The organism is Mesorhizobium sp. Cs1321R2N1, from assembly GCF_037179725.1.
GTDB lineage: Bacteria > Pseudomonadota > Alphaproteobacteria > Rhizobiales > Rhizobiaceae > Mesorhizobium > Mesorhizobium salmacidum.
The window spans coordinates 1-19,199 of sequence record NZ_JAPYKP010000116.1 but is presented as its reverse complement, the minus strand read 5'-3'; the positions used below and the strand labels follow the sequence as shown (position 1 = coordinate 19,199).

20 protein-coding genes, 1 tRNA gene and 1 pseudogene are annotated in these 19,199 nt (G+C 63.6%); 12 read left to right on the top strand and 10 right to left on the bottom strand.

Annotated elements, in window-relative coordinates; translation table 11 throughout:
• The 4 genes from O7A61_RS23770 to O7A61_RS23755 form a co-directional block, all read left to right on the top strand.
• A partial coding sequence (locus O7A61_RS23770) for a DUF429 domain-containing protein (RefSeq protein WP_442921109.1) occupies positions 1-790 on the top strand: 790 nt, incomplete at its 5' end.
• 147 nt (positions 791-937) lie between these two features.
• Positions 938-1,582, top strand: coding sequence for a carbonic anhydrase (locus O7A61_RS23765; protein WP_337131869.1), 645 nt, complete (start codon positions 938-940; stop codon positions 1,580-1,582).
• Complete coding sequence (locus O7A61_RS23760; protein ID WP_337131868.1) at positions 1,579-2,013, top strand: nuclear transport factor 2 family protein; 435 nt, start codon at positions 1,579-1,581, stop codon at positions 2,011-2,013. Before O7A61_RS23765 ends, O7A61_RS23760 begins: the two co-directional genes overlap by 4 nt.
• 105 nt (positions 2,014-2,118) lie before the next feature.
• Positions 2,119-4,173: a M3 family metallopeptidase gene (locus O7A61_RS23755; protein ID WP_337131867.1), complete on the top strand. Its 2,055-nt coding sequence runs from the start codon at positions 2,119-2,121 to the stop codon at positions 4,171-4,173.
• A gap of 32 nt (positions 4,174-4,205) precedes the next feature.
• Here the strand turns inward: O7A61_RS23755 and O7A61_RS23750 are convergent.
• From O7A61_RS23750 to O7A61_RS23730, 5 genes and pseudogenes are all read right to left on the bottom strand, one after another.
• Positions 4,206-5,266, bottom strand: a pseudogene (locus tag O7A61_RS23750) (ISAs1 family transposase).
• A gap of 202 nt (positions 5,267-5,468) precedes the next feature.
• Entirely contained in the window at positions 5,469-6,944 is a 1,476-nt protein-coding gene (locus tag O7A61_RS23745) for a M81 family metallopeptidase (protein ID WP_337131866.1), read from the bottom strand.
• 79 nt (positions 6,945-7,023) lie between these two features.
• A complete protein-coding gene (locus O7A61_RS23740) occupies positions 7,024-7,848 on the bottom strand; it encodes a carbohydrate ABC transporter permease (RefSeq protein ID WP_337131865.1) in 825 nt (274 codons plus the stop codon).
• Positions 7,845-8,714, bottom strand: coding sequence for a carbohydrate ABC transporter permease (locus tag O7A61_RS23735; protein WP_337131864.1), 870 nt, complete (start codon positions 8,712-8,714; stop codon positions 7,845-7,847). The genes O7A61_RS23740 and O7A61_RS23735 overlap by 4 nt, the downstream gene beginning before the upstream one ends.
• A gap of 140 nt (positions 8,715-8,854) precedes the next feature.
• Entirely contained in the window at positions 8,855-10,081 is a 1,227-nt protein-coding gene (locus O7A61_RS23730) for an ABC transporter substrate-binding protein (protein WP_027144545.1), read from the bottom strand.
• Positions 10,082-10,262: 181 nt separating this feature from the next.
• Here O7A61_RS23730 and O7A61_RS23725 point away from each other — a divergent pair, with 181 nt between their 5' ends.
• Genes O7A61_RS23725 through O7A61_RS23715 form a run of 3 tightly spaced genes read left to right on the top strand, consistent with a single transcriptional unit; the run spans position 10,263 to position 13,004 of the window.
• Complete coding sequence (locus O7A61_RS23725) at positions 10,263-11,033, top strand: SDR family NAD(P)-dependent oxidoreductase (protein WP_337131863.1); 771 nt, start codon at positions 10,263-10,265, stop codon at positions 11,031-11,033.
• Positions 11,034-11,035: 2 nt separating this feature from the next.
• Positions 11,036-12,106 (top strand): ABC transporter ATP-binding protein, encoded by a 1,071-nt coding sequence (locus O7A61_RS23720; RefSeq protein WP_027144547.1) that lies wholly within the window; start codon positions 11,036-11,038, stop codon positions 12,104-12,106.
• Between the two features lie 16 nt (positions 12,107-12,122).
• A complete protein-coding gene (locus O7A61_RS23715) occupies positions 12,123-13,004 on the top strand; it encodes a MurR/RpiR family transcriptional regulator (RefSeq protein ID WP_337131862.1) in 882 nt (293 codons plus the stop codon).
• A gap of 7 nt (positions 13,005-13,011) precedes the next feature.
• Here the strand turns inward: O7A61_RS23715 and O7A61_RS23710 are convergent, their stop codons facing one another.
• Positions 13,012-13,335, bottom strand: coding sequence for a DUF167 family protein (locus O7A61_RS23710; RefSeq protein WP_337131860.1), 324 nt, complete (start codon positions 13,333-13,335; stop codon positions 13,012-13,014).
• Positions 13,336-13,342: 7 nt separating this feature from the next.
• Positions 13,343-13,636: a YggT family protein gene (locus tag O7A61_RS23705; RefSeq protein ID WP_015315112.1), complete on the bottom strand. Its 294-nt coding sequence runs from the start codon at positions 13,634-13,636 to the stop codon at positions 13,343-13,345.
• A gap of 147 nt (positions 13,637-13,783) precedes the next feature.
• Between O7A61_RS23705 and O7A61_RS23700 the strand changes: the two genes are divergently transcribed.
• The 5 genes from O7A61_RS23700 (at position 13,784) to O7A61_RS23680 (ending at position 17,143) form a co-directional block, all read left to right on the top strand.
• Positions 13,784-13,859: transfer RNA gene (locus O7A61_RS23700), tRNA-Ala, on the top strand.
• Between the two features lie 307 nt (positions 13,860-14,166).
• Positions 14,167-14,916 carry a helix-turn-helix transcriptional regulator gene (locus O7A61_RS23695; RefSeq protein WP_337105570.1) on the top strand — a complete coding sequence of 250 codons (750 nt, stop codon included), beginning with the start codon at positions 14,167-14,169 and terminating at the stop codon, positions 14,914-14,916.
• Between the two features lie 410 nt (positions 14,917-15,326).
• Positions 15,327-16,385, top strand: a complete 1,059-nt coding sequence (locus O7A61_RS23690; protein WP_337131859.1) for a SagB/ThcOx family dehydrogenase — start codon at positions 15,327-15,329, stop codon at positions 16,383-16,385.
• A 67-nt stretch (positions 16,386-16,452) separates the two neighbouring features.
• Positions 16,453-16,704, top strand: a complete 252-nt coding sequence (locus O7A61_RS23685; RefSeq protein WP_140510785.1) for a hypothetical protein — start codon at positions 16,453-16,455, stop codon at positions 16,702-16,704.
• 115 nt (positions 16,705-16,819) lie between these two features.
• Positions 16,820-17,143: a hypothetical protein gene (locus O7A61_RS23680; protein ID WP_337131858.1), complete on the top strand. Its 324-nt coding sequence runs from the start codon at positions 16,820-16,822 to the stop codon at positions 17,141-17,143.
• Positions 17,144-17,168: 25 nt separating this feature from the next.
• On the opposite strand, the gene O7A61_RS23675 is transcribed toward O7A61_RS23680, so the two are convergent.
• From O7A61_RS23675 to exbB, 3 genes are all read right to left on the bottom strand, one after another.
• Positions 17,169-18,113, bottom strand: coding sequence for an energy transducer TonB (locus tag O7A61_RS23675; protein ID WP_337131857.1), 945 nt, complete (start codon positions 18,111-18,113; stop codon positions 17,169-17,171).
• Positions 18,110-18,577, bottom strand: a complete 468-nt coding sequence (gene exbD / locus O7A61_RS23670; RefSeq protein ID WP_337131856.1) for a TonB system transport protein ExbD — start codon at positions 18,575-18,577, stop codon at positions 18,110-18,112. The genes O7A61_RS23675 and exbD overlap by 4 nt, the downstream gene beginning before the upstream one ends.
• A gap of 12 nt (positions 18,578-18,589) precedes the next feature.
• A partial coding sequence (gene exbB / locus O7A61_RS23665; protein ID WP_337131855.1) for a tonB-system energizer ExbB occupies positions 18,590-19,199 on the bottom strand: 610 nt, incomplete at its 5' end.

Below are 19,199 nucleotides of genomic sequence, written 5' to 3'. Positions count from 1 at the left end.
GACTCCGGCCAAAGTCGTGCTCGTCGGCGCCGATGGCTGCAAGGCCGGCTGGATCGCCGTGCTGCGCGAACCCGGTTCGACACCTCGTAACCCCAACGCCGCGCCTTCGGTCGATGTCTTCCCCACCTTCGCCGCCCTGCTGGCGGCGATCCCCGATGATGCGGTCGTCGCCGTCGACATGCCGATCGGCCTACCCGAATTTTCCAGCAAAGGTGGGCGCGGGCCGGAAGCGCTGGTGCGGCCGCTGCTCGGCGCGCGCCAGTCCAGCGTCTTTTCGATCCCGTCGCGCGCCGCGCTCTATGCCGACACCGGCGGTTTCACCACGGCCGAAGCCTGGTACGCGACACAGCTCAGGGCAAGCGAGGTGGCCAGGACCACATCCGATCCGCCGCGCGGCGTTTCCATCCAGGCCTTCGGCATCTTCTCGAAAATCCGGGAGATCGACGCGTTGCTGATTGTGCGGCCCGAGCTGCGCGGCCGTGTCTTCGAATCGCACCCGGAAGTCGCCTTCTGCCGCCTGAACGGCGATCGGGCCATGCAGTTGCCGAAGAAGATCAAGGGCAGCGTCAATCCAGCCGGCATGGCGGAACGCAAGGCGCTGCTTTGCCGGCACGGCTATGACATGGATTTCCTCGACCAGCCGCCGCCAAATGGTGCGGCCGCCGACGATTTCCTCGATGCGGCGGCCATGATGCTGATCGCCGGCCGCATCGCCAGTGGCGAAGCAAAGCCGTTTCCCAACCCGCCGCTCGCTGACGGTTTTGGCATACCGGTCGCCATCTGGGCGTGACCAAGTCGGCGTGCGCTCCCGCTTTGGCGCATGGCATTTATGGCCAGCCCCCGCAATTCTGCATTGCTCGCAGCGGGCTTTTACCGTTAGAGCCTTTCCTCGACCGCAACGAGCTTCCGCCTCCAACCGGAAAGGCCTTAGCCGCCCATGCCGCATCTTCCCGACCACCTCCTCGCCGGCTACCGCAATTTCATGAACGGCCGCTACCCCACCGAGAGCGGCCGCTATCGCGAGCTCGCCCGCGAAGGCCAGGCGCCCGAGACCATGATCGTCGCCTGTTGCGATTCGCGCTCCGCTCCCGAGGCGATCTTCGACGCCGGCCCCGGCGAGCTTTTCGTGCTGCGCAATGTCGGCAACCTGGTGCCGCCTTACGAACCGGACGGCGAGTTCCATTCGACCTCGGCGGCGCTCGAATTCGCCGTGCAGAGCCTCAAGGTCAAGAACATCGTCGTCATGGGCCACGGCCGCTGCGGCGGCATCCGCGCCGCGCTCGACCCCAATTCCGCGCCGCTGTCTCCCGGCGACTTCATCGGCAAATGGATGAGCCTGATCGCGCCGGCGGCCGAGACGGTATCGGCCAGCACCTTCATGACGGCGACGGAGCGCCAGACGGCACTCGAGCGCATCTCGGTCCGCTATTCCATCGCCAATCTCAGGACCTTTCCCTGCGTCTCGATCCTCGAGGGCAAGGGGCGGCTGTCGCTGCACGGAGCGTGGTTCGACATTTCGACCGGCGAGCTCTGGGTTATGAACAAGGAGACCGGCGATTTCGAGCGGCCGGTGCTTGAATGAACGGGGCCGCGCGCCGGCTGACGGATGTCCGGCCGGTCGTCTTCACGGCAGCCGTATTGCTGTTGGCGATCATGGCCGCTCGCGCCGATGACCGCGCCGTCATCAGCCGCTGGTATTCGGCGCTGCTGGTCGCCGATCGCACCGAGCTGGCGGACCTGCTCGCCGACGACGTCCGCATCAAGCTCGACGACCTCGGCGTCGTCCAGAGCAAGCAGGAATTCATCGCTTCGCTCGACGAATGGAAAGGTGCGGTCGCCGGTGCAGCTATCCGCCACCGCATCGAGAAGAGCGAAGGCGGGGTCACCACCGTGATCGCCTGCTACGATTTCCCCGACAATGACATGCTGATGCAGGAAACCTTCGCGGTGAGCGACAACCGCATCACCGCCAGCTCGCAAGCCGCGATCGCCGAAACCTGCGAAGGCTACTGAGGCGCAGCGTACTGAGGCACAGCGGCCAACTGGCATATTGCGGGTCAGCAGGCCGCGTTCTACATCGGTGATACCCTCCTTCCCGACGCCAGCGAAAGACCCTCCATGCCCTCCACGAAAGTCGTCGATCTTGCCACCCATCCGTTGACCGCGTGGCGAGGCCCGCTCGGTCTGCCCGATTTTGCCCACATTGGCGACGGTGATTTTTCCCCCGTCTTCGACGCCGCGCTGAAGGCGCATGAGGCGGAGATCGACGCGATCGCCACCAACAAGGAAGTGCCGACCATCGAGAACACGCTTGCCGCGCTGGAACTTGGCGGAGAGGCGCTCGATCATGTCTCGTCGATCTTCTGGTGCCGCGCCGGCGCTTATACCAACGAGACGATCCAGGCGCTGGAGCGCGACATTTCGCCGAAGATATCAAGGCACTTCTCAGCGATCTCGATGAACGAGAAGCTGTTTGCCCGCATCGACGACCTCTACCAGCGCCGCGAAGCTCTGAAGCTCGATCCCGAGACGCTGCGCGTCCTGGAGAAGACCTGGAAAGGCTTCGTGCGTTCCGGCGCCAAACTCGACGCCGACGGCAAGATACGATTGGCCAAGATCAACGAGGAGCTGTCGTCGCTCGGCACGACTTTCGGTCAGAACGTGCTGGCCGACGAGCGCGACTGGGCGCTGTTCCTCGACGAGGCCGACCTCGCCGGCCTGCCGGATTTCGTGAAAAGTTCGATGGCCGAGGCCGCCGAGATGCGCGGCCAGAAAGGCCGCTACGCCGTCACCCTGTCGCGCTCGATCTACGAGCCGTTCACGACCTTCTCGGAACGCCGCGACCTGCGCGAGATCGCCTATCGCGCCTTCACCATGCGCGGCCAGAATGGCGGCGCGTCCGACAACACGGCCGTGGTGCGCGACATGCTGAAGCTGCGCGCCGAAAAGGCGAAGCTGCTCGGCTATGCCTCCTTTGCCGCGCTCAAGCTCGACGACACTATGGCCAAGACGCCGATGGCGGTGCATGCGCTGCTCGACCCGGTCTGGGAAAAGGCGCTGGAAAAAGCCGCCGCCGACCAGAAGGAGCTGGAGCGGCTGGCGGCGAAAGCCGGCAGCAACGAAAAATTCGCCGCCTGGGACTGGCGTTTCTACCAGGAGAAGCTGCGCGCGGAAAAGTTCGCTTTCGACGAGGCGGAACTGAAACCCTATCTGCAGCTCGACCGCATCATCGATGCCTGTTTCGACGTCGCGACACGGCTGTTCGGCATCACCTTCCAGGAGAAGAAGGGCATCGCCGCCTGGCATCCGGACGCGCGAGTCTTCGTGGTGAAGAACGCCGACGGCAGCGAGCGCGGCCTGTTCCTGGCCGACTATTTCGCGCGGCCTTCAAAACGTTCCGGCGCCTGGATGAGCGCGCTGAAGTCCGGCTACAAGCTCGGGCATGGCTCGCAGCCGGTGATCTACAACATCATGAACTTCGCCAAGCCGCCGGCGGGCGAACCGGCCCTGCTGTCGGTCGACGAGGCGAAGACCTTGTTCCACGAGTTTGGCCATGCGCTCCACGGCATGCTGACCGACGTCACCTGGCCGTCGGTGTCCGGCACCTCGGTCAGCCGCGACTTCGTTGAATTGCCCTCGCAGCTCTACGAGCACTGGCTGACGGTGCCGGCGGTGCTGGAAAAGCACGCGCTGCATGTCAAGACCGGCAAGCCGATGCCGCAGGCGCTGCTCGACAAGATGCTGGCTACGCGCACTTTCGGCGCCGGCTTCGCCACGGTCGAGTTCACCGCTTCTGCCTTGATCGACATGGCCTACCATGCACGGCCCAATGCACCGGAAGAGCCGCTTCGTTTCGAAGCCGAAACATTGGAAAGGCTCAACATGCCCGACACGATCGCGATGCGCCATCGCACCCCGCATTTCGGCCATGTCTTTGCGGGCGAGGGCTATTCGGCCGGCTATTATTCCTACATGTGGTCCGAGGTGCTCGACGCCGATGCCTTCGCCGCCTTCGAGGAAACAGGCGATCCCTTCAACCCGGCGCTGGCCGAGCGGCTGAGGAAGAACATCTATGCCGCCGGCGGCTCGAAGGACCCCGAAGAGCTTTACACGACGTTTCGCGGCAAGATGCCTTCGCCGGAAGCTATGATGGTCAAGCGCGGATTGGTGTAGCGCCCTTTTCCTTCTCCCCTTGTTGTGCAGGGCTATCGCATATGAGTGATGGCATTGATGAGATAGTCGTCATTCCAGGCGCATTTCTTGATGCGGTGGCTGATGGGGACTTTGTCTGTATCGGCGATCTGGAGGATGTTTCTGGCGATGCGGTTGAGGAGCGCGGTGTTGGCGGGGGCATTGTCCTTGCGGGCGCGGCTGAGATCCTCGGCGAGATGCACGTCCAATATCCAATGCAGCCCGTTCTCGATCTGCCAGTGAGCTCTGGTGAGATCGAGCGCCTGGGCTGGCGACAGCAGGCTGGAGGCCATGAACAGGCGCGTCAGCGGCTTGGCTTGATCGCGCCGGCTGGTGATGCGGATAAAGACTTTGTGGCCGGGCATCAGTGGCTCAGATGCCGCGACGACCTCTGCCTGCCGCCATTCGCTACGGCCATGGCTGGTTTCGGTCCGCTCGGCGATAGCGGGGACAGTTTCGACCAGATGCTGGTTGGCACGGCTAAGCCAATGCCGGCGGTTTCCCTTGAGCGCGAGCAGATAGTCGCCGCCGCGTTCGGTGACGGCTTGGCCATACGCGTGTGACAGTGGAGCGCATCGGCCGTGACCAATCTGCCCGTGAGATCAATGAGTTCGACCACCTTGAGGGCAGCCTCGACCTCGTTCTCCGCATCGCCGGGCGAAGCCGCCGCCAGGCACAGCCGCGTCTCGGCGGCAAAGGCCGACACCGTCAAGGGCGGACTGGCTGCAAGGCCCTTCTCATAAGCCCGCCGCAGCGCCTTGCTGTCGAGCGAGACCACGCCCTGGCATGCCTGGGCAAAGCCTGCGGCAAAGGCGGCGAAGGCGCGCCCGAAGGCCTCTGGGTCGAGCAAGCGCAGCAGCCGCGAGAAGGTGTCATGGCTGGGCGCCTCCTCATAGGCGATCAACCGCGACAGCGCCTGCTTGCGCTCTTGAGCGAACAACGAAAACTCCGTCGCATTGGTCGCGCCGCACAGGCTTGCCGCAACCATCATCACAATCAAATCGCCAAGCCGGTGCGTGGCGTTGGCCGCGCGCGGGTCAGGCACCGCGCCGAAATAGCTCTCAAGGCAGGACATGGCAGTCGATCCTTCGTTGGACTGCCTTCCCAAAGAATCTCTTCTCAGACCAATTTCAACTCCCAAAACGTCATATGCGATTCCCCTGCCTTGTTGTGGGAGAAGGTGGATCGGCGCGCGCGCCGAGACGGATGAGGGGTGTTCCAGCGGAGTGAGGCGCTGATGATCGCCGTGCGATCCCACAAGGGGAGAAGGAAGAACCCTACACCGCCCAAGGATCAGCCACCCTTGGCCACACTGGCCGGCTCAGCTTCGTGTAATTCGTCGCCGCCGGATTGCTGGGATACGAACTCGGCGCCGCGACATAGATGATCTCGGCGGCGATCGGCTCGAAGCCCGCGTAGAAATGATTCGTTGATTTGATCAGCAGTATGTCCTTCGTCAGCGGATCGACGCCGATGTTGGAAAAGATATCGGGCTCGAAGGTCTGCGTGCGATTGGTGTTCAGGATCACATCGACCTCGGTGCCTTCGATGCGCACCACCGCTGACGGTCCCAATGTCACGCGGCTCGGACCGAAACTCTGCCAGCCTTCGCCGACGGCCTTTAACACCGTCACGCGCGCATCGATGGGCTCGCCCGCCTGCGGCCCGGCCTTGCCGCCGAAGCGCAGGTCGATGACCGCGCCCTCGCCCGCTGCCTGGCAGAAAGTCACCGCGATCGGATCCCAGATCGTCGCCACGCCGACGCTTGTGATGCCGCGCGCCAGCAGTTCGCGAAGCACGATGGTGCCGTCGCCGGGAACGCCGCCGCCGGGATTATCCCAGATGTCGGCGATGACCACGGGCTTGCCGGGATTTTCGGCGCGAACGGCCAGCGCCCGATCGATGCCGTCGGCCGTACTCAGCATCGTCATCGCCGTCGTTTCGCGCATGGCATAGAGCTCGCGTCCCAGCCGCTCGGCCAGCGCATCGCCTTTGGCCTTGTCATCGTTGGTGACGACAAGGATGCGCGTGCCCATTTCGGGCACGTCCGCGGCCATGAAGCCATGGATGACCGAGACCGACAGCACGCCGTCCTTGCCGTGCAGCGCCTTTATGCGGTCGACGAAGGAGCGCATCGGTTCGCGGCTGGTCGGCAGCACCTGGATCATGCGGCAGTCGAAGGTCGAGATGACGGGTTTGATCTCGCCGCGCGCCGCGGCAAGTCCAAGTTCGACGACGTGCTCGCCGCGCTCGTAGAAATCGGTGTGCGGGAATTCGAGGAAGTAGGCCATGATGTCGGACGCAGCCACGCGCTTCGGCGTCAGATGGCTGTGCGGATCGAACTCGCAGGCGATCACCACGCGAAGCCCGACAATGCCGCGCACGTGCTCCAGCAGATCGCCCTCGCAATCATCATAACCCTGCGCCACCATGGCGCCATGCAGGCCCAAAATGACGGCATCGACCGGAAGTGCCGCCTTGAGCTGGCCGAGTATCTCGTCGCGCAGCGCTTCATAAGTCTGCCGCTGCACGAGACCGCCGGGCTCGGCCCAGGTCGCGGTGCCCTCGATCACGGTCAGACCTTCCGCGGCCGCGCGACGGCGCAGCGCCACGATCGGCGAGGAACACAGGGTCGGCGTTTCCGGGTGCTTGCCCGGCCCGGCATAGAACGCCATCTCGAACGAGGCCCGGTCGGTCGGCACCGGCGAGAAGGTGTTTGTTTCCGTCGCCAGCGAGGCGGTGAAGACGCGCATGAAAGCTCCGTAGACTTCTTGTTTTTCGCAATTCCGGACGGAAAACCGCCGCGCACTTTTCCTGGACTTGCTGGGATCGCTACTTGACCGCCCCGAGCGCCAGCCCCCGAACGAGATAACGCTGCAGCCAGATGAACAGGATCGCCACCGGCAAAGTGGCCAGCAGCGTCGCGGCCATGACGTGATGCCATTCGATCGTGTAGCGGCCGGCGACCAACGAGAACACCTGGATAGGCAGCGTGTAGCTCTCCTGGCTGCGCAGCATGGTCAGCGCCACGACGAATTCGTTCCAGGCGTTGATGAAGGTGAAGATCGCCGTCACCGCGATCGCCGGCAGGCAGAGCGGCAGAAACACTTTGCGCAGCGTCAGCCAGCGGCCGGCGCCTTCCATCCAGGCCGCCTCCTCGAGGTCACGCGGAATGGTGTCGAAATAGCTCTGCAGCATCCAGACCGTGAAGGCGACGTTGAAGGCCATGTAGATGAAGCCGAGCGCGGTGGTCGATTCGACCAGCCCCCAGGCGGCCATCAGCCGGAACAGGCCCAGCACCAGCACGATCGGCGAGATTATCTGCGAGATCAGCAGGAACTGGCGGAAGGCGCCGTAACCGGCAAAGCGAAAGCGCGACATCGCGTAAGCCGCCGGCACCGAGATCAAGATGGCGCCGAGGGTGGCGATCACCGAGACATAGAGTGAATTGGCCAGTGCCTGGCCGAAGCCGGTCGCCACCCACATGTCGGAAAAATTCGACCAGCGGAACTCGCTCGGCCACCATGTGGGTGTCAGCACCTCGGTCCGTGGCTTGACCGCCGTCAGGAACATCACCGCGAAGGGAAAGATCGTCACCACGATCAAGGGCGCCAGCAACAGCCAGGCGATGACGGTGCGCTTCAGCTTGCCAGTCATGCGCGCTGCTCCCGCATCGCGAGGCGCACATAGATCATGGTGAAGATCAGCAATATGGCGAACATCACCAGCGACACCGCCGAAGCCTCGCCGAGTTTGCCGATGCGGAACGCGAGCTTGTAGAGATGGGTGACCAGGATGTCGGTCGAGTTGGCCGGCCCGCCCTGCGTCATCACCCAGATGATCGGGAACGAGTTGAAGACGTAGATGGTGTTGAGCACGATGGCGATGTTGATGAACGGCTTCAGCAGCGGAAAGGTGATCTCGCGGAACTGCTGCAGCGGCGTTGCCCCTTCCAGTGCGGCCGCCTCGTAGAGATCGTCCGGGATCGACGACAGGCCGCCGAGGAAGATCGTGGTGGTGAACGGCACCGTCACCAAGATGCCGATCAGAACCTGCATCGGAAAGGCGGTTCCGGCCTGTGCCAGCCATTGGATGTTGTGGTCGATCAGGCCAAGCCCGATCAGTGCCGAATTCAGCATGCCGCTTTCGCCGCTCAGTGCCCAGCGCCAGACCACCGCCGTCATGGTCAGCGACACCGCCCAGGGCAGCATGATGATGACACGGGCAAGGCCCCGGCCATAGAAATCGGTGTTGAGGATCATCGCCACCGGGATCGAGAGCAGCAGCGCGCCGCCGACCACCAGCACGGTCCACAGCCCCGTGCGCCAGAGTGCGGCGACAAAATCGGGATCGGCGGTCAGCGCGGCGAAATTGGCAAGGCCGCTGAACTCGCGCAACTGACCGAAGCGGTTGACGTCATGTGTCGCGATCTGGATCAGGTCCCAGACCGGCCAGAAGATGACCATCGCCGCCAGGAACAGGCTGGGCAAGGTCAGGAGATAGGGCAGGAAGCGATTTTGCATCGGCTTGGGTTGAGTCCCGGTGCGCTGGATCTGAGTTTCTGCTTAAGCGAATTTCGGATCCGCTGCACCCGGCAGGAAGTCAAAAATGTGGCGCGCCCCGCCTGAGTCGGGGGCGCGCCACGGGCGCAGGGAGATACGCCCTATTTCTTCAGCACCGCATTGGCCTTGGCCGCGGCGTCCTTCAAGCCTGCCTCGGGATCGCCGCCGAGATAGATCTTCTGCATGGCATCCGAGGTGATCTGGGCAACTTCTTCCCAGCCCGGGATGACTGGCGCGAAACGGGCATCCGGAAGCAGGGCGGTGAAGGCGGCGAGATCGGCGTTGTTGACGTAATAGTCCATCTTGGCCTCTTCCTTGTTCACCGGGAGGAAGCCTTCGCCTTGCGTGAACTTGGCGCGCTGCTCCGTGGTGAACAGGAAGTCCATCAGCTTCCAAGCCTCGTCCTTGTTCTTGGAGTTCTTGAACATGATCATGGAGTCGGTGACGCCATAGGTGCCGCGCGCGCCGGTCGGACCGGCCGGAATGGCGGCCACGCCGTATTTGAGGCTCGGCGCCTCCTCCTTGATCTGGTTGGACAGGAAGGGCGCCGTGATCATCATGCCGACCTTGCCCTGCTTGAACAGGTTCTGCACGTCCTCGCGGTTGTTGGAGGTGACGCCGGGCTCGGTCAGCCCCTCGTCGATCATCGACTTGTAGAGCTTGGCGGCTTCGAGCGCGCCCGGCGTGCCGAGGCCCGACGTGCCGTCCTTGTTGAGGATCTCGGTGCCCTGCGACCACATCGCGTAATAGTAATAGACGTCGGTCTCGATCTCCTTACCCTGCAGGCCGAAACCGAAGGCACCCTGCGCCTTGATCTTGCGCGCGTCCTCCTGCAGTTCGGTCCAGGTTGCCGGCGGTTTGGCGATGCCGGCTTTCTCGAACAGCTCCTTGTTGTAATACATGGCGCGCGCCGAAGCGGCGATCGGCAGGCCGTAGGTCTTGCCGCCCATGATCGAGGGCGACAGGAAGGTGTCGATGAAGCGGCCCTTGAATTCGGGCGTGATATAGCTGTCGAGCGGCTCGGCGACATCCTGCTGGACGAAATCGATCAGCCAGCGCGTGCCGATGATGGAGAGATCCGCATTGGTGCCGGCGGTGATGTCGGTGGTCAGCTTCTGTAAGAGCACATCCCACGGCACCACCTCGAACTTGACCGTGATGCCGGGGTTCTTCGCCTCGAACTCCTTCTTGACCTGCTCGAAGTAGGGGCCCGTCTTGGCGCTGTACTCAGCGACGGTAACCCGCACTTCGCCGGCCTCTGCCTGCGCCGCGAAGGCCAGCATGCCCATTCCGGCCATCAGGCCGGCAGTCCATTTTGCAAGATTCATCCGATCTCTCCCATTTGTTTCGCGCATTCGCGCTCTTTGTGCCGGTGCTGACACAAGATTTATGTGACTTTCCTACATTATCGATGAATTCGCCGCATGCAAGCGGATTAACATGTTGCTTAATTACATCTCGTTCTTTAGCCTCCCGGCATCTGCCTGACCTGCGGGAGGAGTAAGCGCCGTGGTTTCGAGAGCCGAATTCGAAGGCAGGACCGTCATAGTCACCGGCGCCGGTGGCGGCCTTGGCTCGGCGATCGTCGCACTGCTGGCCGACAGGGGCGCGCGGGTGGTCGGCTGCGACCAGTCGCAAGAGGCGCTGGCGAGCCCGCACCTTGCCTCGCGCCATGTCTTCGACCTTCTCGACCGGGCCTCGGTCGAAGCCGCGATCGCCGCCGTGCTTGAAAAGGACGGTGTCCCCGACATCCTGATCAACAATGCCGGCTGGACCCGCGCCGAGACGCTTGATGCGCTGACGGCGGACAGGATCGAGCACGAACTCGACCTCAACCTGACCGGCGTGATGATGTTCGCCGATCCCATTGCCAAGGCGATGGCCGCGCGCGGTTCGGGCAGCGTCGTCTTCATTTCCTCCGTCAACGCCATCGCGCATTTCGGCAACCCCGCCTATGCCGCCGCAAAGGCCGGCATCAACGCCTATGCCAAATCGATCGCCGTCGAGCTCGGCCGCCGCGGCGTGCGCGCCAATGTGGTTTGCCCCGGATCGATCCGCACCGCCGCCTGGGACCATCGCCTTGCCAAGGACCCTGAGATCTTGGGCAAGCTGCAGCGGCTCTATCCGCTCGGCCGCATCGTCAACGCCTCGGAAGTCGCCGAAGCGGTGGCTTTCCTTGCTTCCGACCGGGCCTCGGGCGTAACAGGCGTGGTGATGCCCGTGGATGCGGGATTGACCGCCGGCTGCCTGCCGTTCATCGACGACATATTGGGAGCGTGACCATGACCGACGTCGAGTTTCGCAACCTGTCGAAATCCTTTGGCCAGCACAAGATCCTCGAGGACATCAGCCTCGACATCAAGAGCGGCGAGTTCGTGGTGCTGGTCGGCCCGTCCGGCTGCGGCAAATCGACCTTGCTGCGCATGCTGGCAGGATTGGAGACCATCAGTTCCGGCGATCTCCTGATCGGCGGCACGCGCGCCAACGACCTGCCGCCGCAGCAGCGCAACATCGCCATGGTGTTCCAGTCCTATGCGCTGTTTCCGCACCTGAAGGCCTCGGATAATATCGGCTTCGGCCCGAAAATCCGGGGCGAGAACCGCACGGCCATCGACCAGAAGGTCAAGAAGGCGTCCGGCGTCCTCAACCTGTTCTCCTATCTCGACCGGTACCCCCGCCAGCTCTCGGGCGGCCAACGCCAGCGCGTCGCCATGGGGCGCGCCATCGTGCGCGAACCCTCGGTGTTCCTGTTCGACGAGCCGCTCAGCAATCTCGACGCCCAGTTGCGCGTGCAGATGCGCACCGAGATCAAGGCGCTGCACCAACGGCTGAAATCGACCATCGTCTACGTCACCCACGACCAGATCGAGGCCATGACCATGGCCGACCGCATCGTGGTGATGGACCGCGGCAGGATCCAGCAGGTCGGGGCACCGCTGGAGCTCTATGACCGGCCGGCCAACAAGTTCGTCGCCGGCTTCCTCGGCTCGCCGTCGATGAGTTTTGTGTCCGGGGCTCTCAAGACGACGCCCGAGAAAACCTGGTTCGAGTCGGTCGGGGGCGGGCGGCTTGCGCTCGCCGGCAAGCCGGTGCCGGCAGGCAGTGCGGTGGAGGCGGGCATCCGGCCCGAGCATTTCATCGTCGGTGAAGCCACCGGCACCATGACGCTCAAGGTTGACGTCGTCGAGCCGACTGGTTCCGAAACCCATGTCTATGGTGCCATTGGCACTGATACGGTACGCGCCGTGTTCCGCGACCGGCTGCCGGTCCGGCCAGGCGACCTGCTGCCGGTCTCCGTCGATCCCGGCAACATCCATCTGTTCGACACGGCGACGGGCCTGCCTCTGAGATGACGACGGAAACTCGGATATGAAGACGCCTGCCGACATCATCACCCGGCTGCAGCTGATGTCGCAGGACGGCACCAAGTCGGATCGCCGGCTGGCAAGCCTCGTCCTGTCCGACCTCGACTTCGCCTCGAAAGCCGCGATCTCCGAGATTGCCGCGCGCGTCGGCGTCAGTGAGCCGACGGTGACCCGTTTTTGCCGCAATCTCGGCTGCGAGGGCCTGCGTGACTTCAAGTTCCACCTGGCGCAGGCCATTGCCATCGGCGGCCAGTATCTGTCGCCGGAGCCGCTGAGCCGCGACGCCCGCGAGCAGCGCATTGCGTCGGCCATCACCGAAGCGGCTGTCACAGCCATCCAGCGCGCCAACGAGAATCTCGACATGACGACGCTGGTCGATGTCGCCGCGCGCCTTGCTGCGTCAGGCAATGTGCTGTGCATCGGTTCGGGTGGCATTTCCTCGATGATGGCGACCGAAATGCAGAACCGGCTGTTCAGGCTCGGCCTGCCGGTTCTGGCGCAGATCGACGGGCAGCTGCAGCGCATGTACGCCGCCGTCGCAACGCCGGACACCACCGTGGTCGCCTTCTCGGTCTCCGGCTATGCCCGCTCGGTCATCGAGGCTGTGCAGGTCGCCCAGCAATACGGCGCCGCCACGGTGGCCGTCACCGCGCCCGACTCCGCACTCGCCAAGGCCGCCGACACGGTCATCCACCTGCAGCCGCTCGAGGACGGCAACATCTACAAGCCGACATCGTCGCGCTACGCGCTGCTGGCGATCGTCGACATGATCGTGACATCGGTCGCCGAGACGCGCGGCCCGAAGGTGCTGGAGAACCTGCGCCGCATCAAGCAGAGCGTGAACACGCTGAAGGTCGACGATCCGCGTTTGCCGCTGGGCGATTGATTGAACTTCAGGCAGAGGATTGATCGCAGAGCGCTTCGACACGTCTTGCCAGCGCAGCCGGTTCGCCAACAATGCGCAGAGTCTTGAGCCGGGCCGTGCCGCCTGCAACGACCGAAACGGCCGAAGCCGGCACGCCCAGAGCCTTGGCGACCAGCTTCTCCAGCGCTTGATTGGCGGCGCCGTTTTCCGGCACGGCGCGGACCCGCGCCTTCACGTGACTTCGTCCGTCCGCCGATGTCTCGACACTTTCGAGCCTGTCCACCGAAGACTTTGGCGTCAACCGGACAAACAGCTCGATGCCGCTCTCGCTAATGCGGTACGGCGCGCTCATGCGATCTTCAGGCCAGCAGCAGCGGCGCCACCGTGGTGAGAATGAACTGCCTGAGGAAGAACAGGATCAGCAGCAGGATGATCGGCGAGATGTCGATGCCACCAAGGTCGGGCATGAAGCGCCGGATCGGCCGCAGCGCCGGCTCGGTCAGCCGGTAGAGCATGTTGCCGATGCTGCCGACGAACTGGTTGCGCGAGTTGACGACGTTGAATGCATAGAGCCAGGAAAAGATCGCCGAGGCGATGATGACCCACCAATAGAGGTCGAGCGCCATGACGATGGTTTGAATGAGGGCGAGCATGCCGGTCTCCAATTGTTGCCGACATGTAGCCATTACACGCCAAACCGGCAAGGGCAGGTTCCGCCATGCGACCTGCGGTCGGGTTTTCGATGAAGCGCCGCCTTGACAGGAAACCGCGTCCCCCGATAAATGCGCCATCCGCTGGACGGGGCTGTAGCTCAGCTGGGAGAGCGCGTCGTTCGCAATGACGAGGTCAGGAGTTCGATCCTCCTCAGCTCCACCAGCGGAATAATCGATTGTCCGCCTTTCCCGAGCGGTAACGCCCAAGCATCATGCGATACCACGGCGTCAATGCCCCCAAAAATGGCCAGATGCGATTTCGCGTTCCCAAGGCGAAATGGTTGTCAATTGGACTTATGGCGATGGCCTCTGTCCGGTAGACGCTATTTTTTTTGGAAGCCGCCCCATTAGACTGGCGTTCTCAAATCAGTTTTTTCTGTGTGTTGTGACAAGGCGTTTCGGCAGGGGCGACCGAAGGCGCTATACGGATTCCGACTCGAAATGAAGAAGCCGCCCGCGGAAGCAAAAAAGTGTCCATTCGCGAGAATCTCGCTGCAAATCTCAGGCGGCTCTGCAAGGACCATGCTTCCGTCAGCGCGGTGTGCCGCGAGCTGGGCATCAACCGCACGCAGTTCGAGCGTTACCTGCAGGGGCAGACCGTTCCCAACAAGACCACCGCCAAGCTGATCTGCGACTACTTCCGCGTCGATGAACCCGAACTGTACCGGGACCCCGGCACGCCTGAGCTCTCGGCTCCCGGCCTGCCGCCGATTTCCGAAAGCCTGTTCACCCAGATGATCCGCCCGCCCGCTCCGTCGATCGCGAGCGGCACCTATTTCACCTATTTTTCGATTCCGACCCGCGCCGACCTCCTGATGCGCTCGGTGACCTTCGTGCGTCGCGAGGCCGAATTGGTCACATTCCGCAGGGTTACCGGATGGTCGGAGCGCCGCGGCTCGACATGGGCGCGGGCGCGCGGCAACCACTATGGCGTGGCGATCTCGCGTCTCAACTGGATCTATTTCAGCGGCGTCAACCGCCGCCAGACAGGCGAGCCGTCGCTGATCTCGGTGCAATGGGCGCCTATCTCCGAACCGGTGCTGACAGGCAAGGCCATGCTTCTGACCGAAACCGGACCGGCATTCGTGTCGGTCATCATGCGGCAGGACATGTCCAATATCCCGCCCAGGCGTGCGATCCGCATGGCGCACGTCATCAGGCTCGATGATCCCGGTATCGATCAGCTCGTCGTCAGCCTCGCCCGGGATGGACTGGGCTAGCCACTTGCTTACGCTAAATAAGAACAAGAATATCCCGAAAAAGCGTATGCTGGTGTTTGCCTACTCCATATCTGAGTAAAATCGATTTTTTAGACTTTACTACCAAGAAAGATATTTTAGATCGTATTTGTTTTACTACAATTTTAACAAAGCATTAACTCCTCGGACCATACCTTTCTTCTCGCGGATCCCTTTTGGGAATCCTTCAACAGATCCCATTGGGGGGTCGGGAAAGGGACGAAAATGGCCAAGAAAGTCAACAATGCCCCGAAGCTGACGGTTGCCGCTGGCACGCAGACCGCCTTCTTCTCGCAGGGCATGCACTACAACAAGCGCTGAAGTCGTTCGGCGCCGACGGGCATTCGCCTGTCGGCGCTCCACATCCACGAACGGCATACAGCATCATGAAAATGCGCTCTTCAAAAACGCTCGTCTTCTACCCTGGGACCAACAAGGTCACGGCCTGCAACTTCCTGACCAGAAGCGTCTTCGAATGCAGCCCCGAAGTGGTCGGCCTCCTCGCTTCCTGGGATGAATGGGCTTCCCCCGCGGAGATCGCGCGCGCCCACGGCTGGTCGAAGGCCGACCTGAATGCCGTCGTCCCGCAACTGCTCGATTTCTCCGCCCTCGTCACCGCCGGCTCGACGCTGGCCGAACAGGAAACACAATTCTCCGGGCAATGGGGTTGGGGCCTGCCGACCGCGCTGATGCATTTCTGCGTCCAGGACTCAGAGTTCATGACCATCGAACAGGCGGAGGCGCGGCAGATCGAACGCGCCGGCCATGTCGCGCAGCCAGACCTGCTGCTGAGGAATGATCCGGGCGCCATCCGGCTGCCGGACGCGCTGGCAGACAACGACCTTCTGACCCTGATGGCCCGCCGCCGCACCAACCGCACCACGGCCGCACCCACCATCACCTCGCGGCAGCTCTCCGATTGCCTGTTCGCGGGCATGGGCATTACCGGCGAGACCGGCAACTGCGTCGGCGCCCTGCCGCTCGGCATGACCCCTTCGGGCGGTGCGCGAAACCCCTACGAGGCCTATGTGGTTGCACTCGGCGTCGAAGGGCTGGAGCCCGGCGTCTATCACTATTCCGCCGCCGATCATGACCTCGGCAGGATCTCGGCCAACCATATGCCGAAGATTTCGGAACTGATCGGCGGACAGGAATGGGCTGACGCCATGCCGTGCCTCATTCTGCTTTGCGCCAGGCTCGACCGCACCATGTGGAAATATGAGGACGCCAACGCCTACCGCGTCGTGCTGATCGAGGCCGGCCATATCGGCCAGAACATGATGCTCGCGGCGACCAGGCATGGCCTGTCGGCCTGCCCGACAGCGGCGCTGAGCCATTCGGCGATCAAGCGCCTTCTGGGCCTCGACCGTCTCACCGACGCGCCCATCTATGCGTTGACCCTCTCAACCCCGGAACTTGATCCGCATTCGGCGGCTTGGTCGATCAATTAGCCGACTTAACATGTCTGATGTAGCCAATAAGCCTTCCCAGAGTTCCATCCGATGACAGGAGCAGCACGTGTCAAATCATTCCTTACGTCAGTCAGAGCTCGATAGTCTCCAATACATCGCGACGATGACCAATGAGCTGGTGCAGATGGCCGAAGCAAGCCGTTTTCCCATGATCTCCTATCTGCTCGGCATGGCCTACGCCGAGGCCTTCGATGTCTTGCGCGGCGCACGGCCGGCCAGACATGCGCAGCTCAGCGGCAACCCTATGCACCCCAAGGCACACGCGAAAGGCAACCACGCTCAGCCAAGGACAGCGTAGCGCGGTGCTGCAAAACTTGCTGCCGCTGCTGGAAAAGGTCGCCACGGACCTCGGCCTGATCGCCGGCAGCCCGCGACACGGACATTCATGTGCACAGATTTGAGGGGACCAGCAAATGAACATGATCGCGACCATCAGGAGCGCCGACGCCGGCGAAAGCATCTTCGCCCGGCTGAAGGCCCTGATCGCCAGCCGGCCGGCCTCGCCGGATGCTGCCCGCTTCGAGGCCCGGCAGCTGATTTCCACGGCAATGGCCGATACCTGGCAGGCCGACAGCCTCTGGGGCGCGGCGGATGCCTTTCACGTCCATTTCGACTTCATGATGCAGACCATCGACATCAATGGCGCCGGCGATCCCAACCTTGGAATCCTGCGCACCAAATGCCGCTTCTACCTGGAACAGGTCGAGGCGCTCTGCCAGTCGATGAGCCGGCGATAGACACCGTTCAACTCCTGGGCGGCTGCTAGTCCCGCAAACTGAACACAAATGGCGCCGTACGGCTGACGCGCGAGCCTAGTTCCGACGGCGGCGCCGGCACGGTGGCGCCCTGCAGCACCGAGAGCGCGGCACGGTCGAGTTCGGCATCGCCGGACGAACGGACCACGTGCGCCGAGATCACCCGGCCTGAGGCATCCACGGTGAAGGCCACATTGGCATTGCCCTGCGCGCGTCGGGATTTCGCGGCGCTCGGGTAGCGCTTGTGACGGTTGATCCACGCCGTCAACCGCGATTCCCATTTGGCTGGGCTGACACCCGAAATCCCGGCCGCCGATTTCGGCGTCGCTGCCTTGGCGGCGGGCTTGATCTCGGCGCTCGCGGCACTTGCCGTCTTCGGCGGTTCCGCCTTTTGCTTCTTCGGCTTTGGCTTGGGCATGTCGACAGGCCTTTTGACCTTGGCTTCGGCCGGTTTCTTTTCCTTGCGCCGCTCCGTCGGCTTTGCCTGCGGCAGCGGAACGACAACCTCCGGCGCGACGGTCTCGATGATATCGGGGACGACCTCGTCCAGCGGCGGCTGGTCGACTGGTTCGACTTTCGTCGTCTCCGTTGGCTCGTCCGGCGGCACCGTCTCCGGCTCGGCAGCAGGCTCCGCTTGCTCGATCACCTTGTCGGGTTCGGCTTCGGTGGCCTTTTCGGTCTCTTCAACCGGCTCGGTCCGGTCGGGAATGGCCGCATCGCGCATCGCGGCCTGTTCAGGCAACGCCGGCGTCACCATCATCGGCGCCATTTCGATCATCAGGGCTGGCGGCGGTCCGCCATCCGGCAGGTCGGCTGGACTGAAATTCTGCACGGCATAGGCGACCGCGACATGCGCCCCAAGCATCAGCACGGCCGCACATGCCCACAGGCCAAGATCGCGCCAGCCGAAGCGCGACAGGACCATCGTGGGCGAGGCGACGGAGCATGTCATGGGGCAGCCGTCGCGCCAGGCACCGGTGCGGCGGCATCACCGGCGGGAGCGGCCTCCAGGCCGACCAGGGCGACCTTCAGATAGCCGGCTGCACGCAGCAGGTTCATCGCCTCCATCAGGTCGCCATAGGCGACCGCCTTGTCGGCGCGCAGGAAGATGCGCGTCTGCTTGTCGCCCTTGGTGCGGCTGTCGAGTGTGGCGGCAAAAGCCGGGCGCGGCACGGTGTCATTGCCGATCGCGAGCGTGAGATCATCCTTCAATGTCAGGAAAAGCGGGGTCTCCGGCCGCGGCGCCGATGTCGCGGTCGACCCGGGCAGGTCGACATTGACATCCACCGTCGCCAGCGGCGCCGCGACCATGAAGATGATCAGGAGCACCAGGATGACATCGATGAACGGCGTGACATTGATCTCGTGGCTCTCCTCGAGGTCGTCATCCATGCTCTGGCGGATCCGGCTGCCCATGGTCGTGCTCCGCTATTCGGCCGCCACCGCCGTCGCGGGTGCGACGGAGCGGAAATCGAGGTCGCGGCTGACCAGCCGTTCGACGCCCGCCGAGGCGTCGGCCAGGATCTGCCGGTAGCCGGCTATGGAGCGGGCGAAGACGTTGTAGATCACCACCGCCGGAATCGCCGCGACCAGACCCATCGCTGTGGCCAGCAGCGCCTCGGCGATGCCTGGCGCGACCACGGCGAGATTGGTGGTCTGAGCCTGCGAAATGCCGATGAAGGCGTTCATGATGCCCCAGACGGTGCCGAACAGGCCGACGAAAGGCGCGGTGGAACCGATCGTCGCCAGCAGGCCGGTGCCGCGCGACATGCGCCGCGACGCCGCCGCCTCGATGCGCGACAGGCGCGAATTGACCCGTTCCTTCAGGCCGTCTCCCCCGACATGGTCGAGCGCGCCGGCCGAAAGCGCGGTCTCTTCCGCCGCCGCCCGCACCAGGAGCGCGCCGGGGCCGCCACCGCGGTCGAGCGCACGGCTCGCCTGCTTCAGCGACGCGGCATGGCCGATCGCGCGAACCGCGCGGCGGATGCGCAGCTTGCCGCCGAAAATCTCCAGCGATTTGGCCAGCCATATCGTCCAG